At 69.4% G+C, this 1,184-nt stretch carries 1 protein-coding gene and 1 pseudogene (1 of these 2 cut by a window edge); both read left to right on the top strand.

The genetic code is table 11. The annotated features are described in order from the left end of the window. Positions 1 to 786 (top strand): pseudouridine synthase (locus K789_RS0101020; RefSeq protein WP_024365123.1); only part of this gene is annotated, 786 nt, incomplete at its 5' end. Between the two features lie 2 nt (positions 787 to 788). Continuing rightward, positions 789 to 1,184, top strand: a pseudogene (locus K789_RS21935) (prephenate dehydrogenase) (it continues 713 nt past the right edge of the window).

Here is a 1,184-nt window from a genome sequence, read left to right as displayed (position 1 = left end):
AAGCCGGCCCGCAAGCGCGGACCCCGCGCCGACGTGCCCCAGTCCGAAGTCCACGACCAGGACGGCATCCGGCTGCAGAAGGTCATGGCGTCGGCCGGCGTCGCCTCCCGGCGCGTCTGCGAAGAAATGATCGCCGAAGGCCGTGTTGAGGTCGACGGCCAGGTCGTCACCGAGCTCGGCGTCCGCGTCGACCCGAAGACTGCCGTGATCCACGTCGACGGACTCCGCATCCAGCTCGACGAGAACATGGTCTACATGGTGTTCAACAAGCCCAAGGGCGTTGTCTCCACCATGGAAGACCCGGACGGCCGTCCCTGCGTCAGCGACTTCGTCCGCAACAACCACGGCGAACGGCTGTTCCACGTTGGCCGCCTCGACGTCGCGACCGAGGGGCTGCTGCTGCTGACGAACGACGGCGAACTCGCCAACCGCCTGACGCACCCCTCCTACGAAGTCCCCAAGACCTACCTCGTGCAGGTCCGCGGTCCGTTCCCGCAGGGCATCGGCGCCGAGCTCAAGGCCGGCGTCGAACTTGAAGACGGCATCGCTTCGGTGGACTCCTTCAAACTCGTGGACTCCACCCCGGGCCACGTGCTGATCGAGGTCGTGCTGCACTCGGGCAAGAACCGCATCGTCCGGCGCCTCTTCGACGCCGTCGGTTTCCCGGTCCTCCGGCTGGTCCGCGTGAAGGTCGGCCCCATCGGCCTGGGCGACCAGCGCCAGGGCAGCATCCGCAACCTCGGCAAGCAGGAAGTCGGCCACCTGCTGGCATCCGTAGGGCTGTAGGCATGTCCGCCTTTCGCACCCACGGCCGCGGCCACCTCAACGGTCCGGTGGTGGTCGTAGGGACCGGGCTCCTCGGCACCAGCATCGGGCTGGGGCTGCGGGGCCGCGGAGTGGCAGTCTTCCTCTCCGACCCTTCGCCCACCAACCAGGCCGTCGCCGTCGACATCGGCGCCGGTCTGCCGTTGGCGCGCCTTGACGGCGAGCAGCCGGAACTCGTGGTGGTCGCCGCCCCGCCGGACGTCACGGCCGACGTCGTGGAACGCGCCCTCGCGGACTTCCCGGAGTCAACGGTCGTGGACATCGCCAGCGTGAAGGCCGGGATCCAGGCCGAGCTCCGCGCCCGCGGCGCCGACCTCAGCCGCTACGTGGGCACCCACCCCATGGCGGGCCGCGAAAAG

It is taken from the genome of Arthrobacter sp. TB 26 (genome assembly GCF_000427315.1).
Lineage (GTDB): Bacteria > Actinomycetota > Actinomycetes > Actinomycetales > Micrococcaceae > Arthrobacter.
The sequence above is the reverse complement of the archived record's forward strand: the minus strand, read 5'-3'. Positions and strand labels throughout refer to the sequence as shown.